The 5,349-nt window shown below is 63.8% G+C and carries 5 protein-coding genes; 3 read left to right on the forward strand and 2 right to left on the reverse strand.

The features are described from left to right. The first annotated feature begins 362 nt into the window (after positions 1 to 362). The 3 genes from ABSG20_RS29030 to ABSG20_RS29040 all read left to right on the forward strand — a co-directional run bounded on the left by ABSG20_RS29030 (position 363) and on the right by ABSG20_RS29040 (position 3,080). Positions 363 to 1,589 (forward strand): glycosyltransferase family 87 protein, encoded by a 1,227-nt coding sequence (locus tag ABSG20_RS29030; protein ID WP_423867901.1) that lies wholly within the window; start codon positions 363 to 365, stop codon positions 1,587 to 1,589. A gap of 165 nt (positions 1,590 to 1,754) precedes the next feature. Next, positions 1,755 to 2,429: a TetR family transcriptional regulator gene (locus tag ABSG20_RS29035; RefSeq protein WP_423867902.1), complete on the forward strand. Its 675-nt coding sequence runs from the start codon at positions 1,755 to 1,757 to the stop codon at positions 2,427 to 2,429. Positions 2,430 to 2,651: 222 nt separating this feature from the next. Then, the gene (locus ABSG20_RS29040; RefSeq protein ID WP_423867903.1) at positions 2,652 to 3,080 is read left to right on the forward strand and encodes an OsmC family protein; all 429 of its coding nucleotides are present in this window, start codon (positions 2,652 to 2,654) and stop codon (positions 3,078 to 3,080) included. A 172-nt stretch (positions 3,081 to 3,252) separates the two neighbouring features. Here ABSG20_RS29040 and pyk read toward each other — a convergent pair whose 3' ends face one another. Both pyk and ABSG20_RS29050 read right to left on the reverse strand, forming a co-directional pair. Continuing rightward, a complete protein-coding gene (gene pyk, locus ABSG20_RS29045) occupies positions 3,253 to 4,689 on the reverse strand; it encodes a pyruvate kinase (protein ID WP_423867904.1) in 1,437 nt (478 codons plus the stop codon). Further along, complete coding sequence (locus tag ABSG20_RS29050) at positions 4,686 to 5,273, reverse strand: DUF1036 domain-containing protein (protein WP_423867905.1); 588 nt, start codon at positions 5,271 to 5,273, stop codon at positions 4,686 to 4,688. The genes pyk and ABSG20_RS29050 overlap by 4 nt, the downstream gene beginning before the upstream one ends. Between the last annotated feature and the right edge of the window lie 76 nt (positions 5,274 to 5,349).

The following is a 5,349-nucleotide window of genomic DNA, read 5'->3' on the forward strand; positions in this document are numbered from 1 at the left end:
TAGGGTTCGGCATTGTGTAGGACTCGCCCGGCAGGGTTTCGGCCGCGTCGGGATGTATGACCAAATCGCCAACCATGCGAAGCGCGCCAACGCGCACAAGCGCAAGCGCGTGATTAGGGTTCGGCATTTGCCAATACCACGATTTGGGAAATGAATTCGCCATCTTCGCGAGCGTCTGACGAGGTCGTTGCGGAGGCTTGCATTGAGGACGGCCTGATCCAGGCGCTGCTGTTGGATGGTCTTTTCACTACGAAAATCCTCCCCGGAGAGGGCTCGCTCTTAATATTTCTTAAGGGCTGTGGCCTATTGGTCGAGGTGGTGTGCGTTCCGCCGGGACGCGGCGCGCGCCCAAGGGATTTCGCATGGTCACGTCCGTTACCGCTTACCCGATTGCGCCTGAACCAAGCGCAATACCCGCCTCGCTGTTCAACGTCTGCTTCGTGCTGTTCGTCATCAACGCCAGCTACTTCCCGACGGCGTACTTCTCCCATTGGTGGATTTACGATCCCAATGGGCTGGGGATCCCAACCGATTTCGTCAACGTTTGGGCGGCCGGCCGCCTGGCGCTCGACGGTCATCCGGCGCAGGCCTGGGATTGGGATATCCAGAAACAGCTCGAGGTCGCCCTGCTCGGTCAGGACTTCATTGGCCATTTTGCTTGGCATTACCCGCCGCCGTTCCTGTTCGTCGCGACCTTGCTGGCGCAGTTTCCCTATGCCGTTGCTTTCATCGGCTGGGTCTCGGTCAGTTTCGCGCCCTATCTCGCGGTCATGCGCGCGATCGTCGGCCGGCCATTCGGCCTCGTACTGGCGGTGGCGTTTCCGATCGTGCTCAACAATACGCTGGTCGGACAGAACGGCTTTCTCACCGCGGCATTGATCGGCGGGACGCTGGTTCTGATGCCGGCGCGGCCGGTACTCGCGGGGATTTGCCTGGGGTTATTGACCTACAAGCCGCAATACGGGCTGTTGTTTCCGATCGTGCTGATTGCAGCGTCGCAGTGGACCGTGTTCTTCACCGCCGCCATTGTGGCAGGTTTGATGGCATTGGCCTCATGGCTGGCCTTCGGCACCGAGAGCTGGCAGGCGTTTTTCCACTGGATGCCGATGTTTTCGCAGGCCTTCCTGACCGAGGGCAAAGCCACCTTCTGGAAGCTGCAGAGCATCTTCGCGCTGGTGCGTTTTCTCGGCGGCACCGAGCAGCTCGCTTGGATATTCCAGTGGATCATGACGGGCTCGGTGGCGGTCGCGCTGGCGCTGATGTGGCGCAGCCGGGTGCGCTATCAGTTGAAAGCTGCGGGGCTCGCGGCCGGAACGTTGCTGATCACGCCATATCTGTTCATGTACGACATGATGGTGCTGGCGATAGCGGTCGCTTTCCTCGTCCGCATCGGGCTCACGTCCGGCTTTCGCCGCTACGAACTTGCGGCGCTGGGCTGCGCACTTGGCTTGATCCTGGGTTTTATCTTCTTCGGAGCACCGCTCGGACTTTTCGCCACGCTTATTGTCACGGCTCTGATCGCACGCCGCGCCGGTCCGTGGTGGCGGCGTGAGCCGGCGCCGCCGCTGCTATCAGCCGCGAGTGCCTGAGCAGCTTTTAGAGCTGCACGAATTGTAATATTTCGTCTTGTCATCGGTCATGAATAGTTGTTCAGTTCTTCGGCGCGATTTCTGCCAAATCGCCAAAAAAAACTGAATATAGGCGCCTCGACTGCTGGATTCGGCCGCAGCGCGCGCCGGGACGAGAAACGCGCCATGGTCTATCGGCGGACCCATCAAGTCGTAAAGCGCCTCGCGGCGCGGCGTAGCGCCATTCTGGCAGCGGCGCGCGATGCCGCTGCCGCGGGCGGCATGGCCGCAGTGCAGATCGCGCCGGTTGCGATCCGCGCCAATGTCGCTGCCGGCACCGTTTACCGCTATTTCCCCTCCAAGGCCGATCTGATTTCCGAACTGATCGCGGAGGTCTCGCGCGATGAACTGGCTGCGGTCCGCCGCGCCGCCGACGCAGCCCCCGGGCCATCGTCGGCGCTGGCGGCCGCCGTCACCACGGTCGCCGTGCACCTGCTGTCGCAGCGCAAACTCGCCTGGGGCATCCTGGCCGAGCCGGTCGATGTCGACGTCACCGCCTCGAGGCTGGCGAGCCGTCGCGAGATATCAGGCGAGATCGCTTCGCGGATCGACGCTGCTGTCCGCGCCGGGCATCTGCCGGCGCAGGACACCGCGCTGGCGGCGACCGCGCTTTTGGGCGCGCTGCATGAAGCGCTGGTCGGGCCATTGGCGCCGGACAATCTGGACGATGCGACGAGACTGCGCGACGCGGTTCAGACCGTGACGCTTTTGGCGCTGCGCGCCGTCGGCGTCATGGACGCCCGCGCCCGGGGCCTCGTAGTGCAGGCGGTACTGCCGGCGAGAGCACTGGTCGGCGCGTAGATCAGAAAGGTATTGCGGTCGAAGGTGAAGCGGTATCGCCGACCTTGCCCTCGCTGCCGTAGTTCCAGTAACTGCTGAGGCCGGCGTCACGGCGGCCAACACCCAGCAGACCAGCCTCGCGGCGGGGGTGACCGGGGCTTCATGTGGCGCGATCCATCCATATATCCTGCGCTGTTGGTCGCTAGAAGCACCAATTGTTCAACCAATCGGATGGAGCCTCGTATGACGACGACGTTTGGATCAGCCAAATGGCAGGGCGGTATCAAGGACGGCAAGGGCGCGATCTCGACCAAAAGCGGCGCGCTCAAGGATTACCCTTACGGTTTCGCCAGCCGCTTCGAAGGCAAACCGGGCTCAAACCCGGAAGAGCTGATTGGCGCGGCGCACGCCGCCTGCTTCACCATGGCGCTGTCGCTGATCCTCGGCGAGGCCAAGCTCACTGCCGAACACATGGAGACCAAAGCCGATGTCACGCTGGAAAAGCAGGGCGAGGGCTTTGCCATCACCTCCGTGCACCTGACCTTGAGCGCAAAAATCCCCGGCGCCGACAAAGCAAAATTCGAGGAACTGGCGGCCATGGCCAAGGCTGGTTGTCCAGTGTCGAAATTGCTGAATACGAAAATTACGCTCGATGCGACGCTGCTGAGTTGAGGGATTGTCGCCCCAGACGCGCTAATTGGCGCGTCTGGGGCGCGAGTGAAACGAGCGAGCCCGGAACCATATCCACGATCAGGGGGTCACGTATTCCGGGCCTGCGCCTCTGGTCGGCATGTGCCTGCCCGAAGGCACCCGAAATGACGGCTGATTGAGCGCCGCGCCCGCCTCAAATATCCGCGTCGCTGTTCGGGCCGACGGAGGCGATGCGCACCATGTTGGTGGTGCCGGGACTGCCGAGCGGCACGCCGGCGACGATGATCACGCGCTGACCGGCCCGCGCAAAACCGTCACGGAACGCGATCGAGCCGGCGCGGCTGACCATGTCGTCGAGATCCTTGGCATCTTCCGCGACCACGCAATGCACGCCCCAGACCGCCGATAGCTTGCGCCCGGTGGCGAGATTGGGCGTGATCGCCACGATCGGCGGCTTCGGCCGTTCGCGCGCGACCCGCAATGCGGTCGATCCCGAACTGGTCCAGCAGATGATCGCCGACAGATCGAGGGTCTCCGCAATCTGTCGCGCGGCGTCCGCGATGGCGTCGCCGACGGTCGGCTCCGGTTCTGCGCGCTGCGCATTGAGCACGCCGCGATAGGTCGGGTCGCGCTCCACTTCCTCGCCGATCCGGTTCATGGTCGAGACCGCCTCGACCGGATACTTGCCGGCGGCGGACTCCGCCGACAGCATGATGGCGTCAGCGCCTTCGTAAACCGCGGTGGCGACGTCGGAAACCTCGGCGCGCGTCGGCACCGGGCTCTGGATCATGGACTCCAGCATCTGGGTTGCGACCACCACCGGCTTGCCGGCGCGCCGGGCCATCCGCGTCATCTGCTTCTGCAGGCTTGGTACCCGCTCCAACGGCAATTCAACGCCGAGATCGCCGCGCGCCACCATCAGGGCGTCGGACACCTCTAGGATTTCCGGCAGCCTGTCGATCGCCTGCGGCTTCTCGATCTTGGCCATCACGGCGGCGCGACCGCGGATGATCTTCTTGGCCTCGATGACGTCTTCGGCGCGCTGCACGAACGACAATGCGACCCAGTCGATCCCGGTCAGAAGCGCGGCATCGAGATCGGCGCGGTCCTTCGGCGTCATAGCCGACACCGGCAGATCGGTGTCCGGCAGGCTGACGCCCTTGCGGTCGGACATCTTGCCGCCGATCACGACGCGGGTGACGGTGCGGTCGGGAAAGGTTTCCTCTACGATCAGGCGGACCTTGCCGTCGTCGAGCAACAGCGCGTGACCCGGCCGCAGTGCGGCGAGAATTTCCGGATGCGGCAGCTGGACGCGGGTGTTGTCGCCCGGCGTCTTGTCGGAATCGAGAACAAAGCTTTCGCCATTGTTGAGCTGGATCGAGCCTTCGGCGAACGATCCGAGGCGGAGCTTCGGGCCTTGCAGATCGACCAGGATGCCGATTGGCCGGCCGTAGCTGGATTCGACATTGCGAATGGTCTTGACCAGCTCGCGCATCTTGTCGTGCGAGGTGTGGCTCATATTGATGCGAAAGACGTCGGCGCCGGCCTCGAACAGGCGCCGGATCATCGCGCTGTCGGAAGATGCCGGGCCGAGCGTGGCAAGGATCTTGATGCGGCGAAGACGCCTCATGGCTTGCTTCCCGGCGCCGCTGCGGGCGGTGGCGGCAGGCCTGGCGTGCCCGGCGAATTCGACAGGCCCGGAATGGTGCCGCCGGGGGGGATGGTCCCGGGAACGCCCGGCACCCGCTGCGCCGGCTGCTCGTTCGACTCGGTCAGCTGCACGGTCCAGGCGCGCTGCTCGCCGGTGTCGACCTCGAAGAAGCCGGTGCGGTCAAAACCGCGCGCCAGGCAATTCTCGGTGCCCTTGATGGTGAATTCCTTGTCGCGCGAGCACATGAAGGCCTGTCCCGACCATTCGCCACCACGGTCGTAATCGAGGGCATAGATATAATAGAAGCGCGCGACCAGCGTACCGCGCAGCAGGGTTTCACAACTCCGCGAGGACACGTTCCACCAGCCTTCGGTGGTCCAGCCCTCGGCATCCTTGTAGCCGAGCGCAATGCCCACCCGGCTCGAGGTGTTGTTGCACAGACGAAAGTCCGCCGCAGCCGAACTGTTCCACAGGCACGCCACGGCAAGCGCCAGCGCCGGCAGCAAGCCAGCGGTCATGCGCGCAGCGAATCGGTTGGGGTGATGAGGATGGTCCGGGATCATTCAGGTGAAGCTATATATCAACTTATTGACGATTTCGCGTGGGGGAACCGCGGCTGTCAACGGCCATGGCGACGTT

It is taken from the genome of Bradyrhizobium sp. (genome assembly GCF_049512235.1).
Classification (GTDB): Bacteria; Pseudomonadota; Alphaproteobacteria; order Rhizobiales; family Xanthobacteraceae; genus Bradyrhizobium.

Coding starts and splice junctions, on each gene's coding strand:
- ABSG20_RS29030 (WP_423867901.1), top strand. CDS start 363: ATGGTCACGTCCGTTACCGCTTACCCGATTGCGCCTGAACCAAGCGCA.
- ABSG20_RS29035 (WP_423867902.1), top strand. CDS start 1,755: ATGGTCTATCGGCGGACCCATCAAGTCGTAAAGCGCCTCGCGGCGCGG.
- ABSG20_RS29040 (WP_423867903.1), top strand. CDS start 2,652: ATGACGACGACGTTTGGATCAGCCAAATGGCAGGGCGGTATCAAGGAC.
- pyk (WP_423867904.1), bottom strand. CDS start 4,689: ATGAGGCGTCTTCGCCGCATCAAGATCCTTGCCACGCTCGGCCCGGCA.
- ABSG20_RS29050 (WP_423867905.1), bottom strand. CDS start 5,273: ATGATCCCGGACCATCCTCATCACCCCAACCGATTCGCTGCGCGCATG.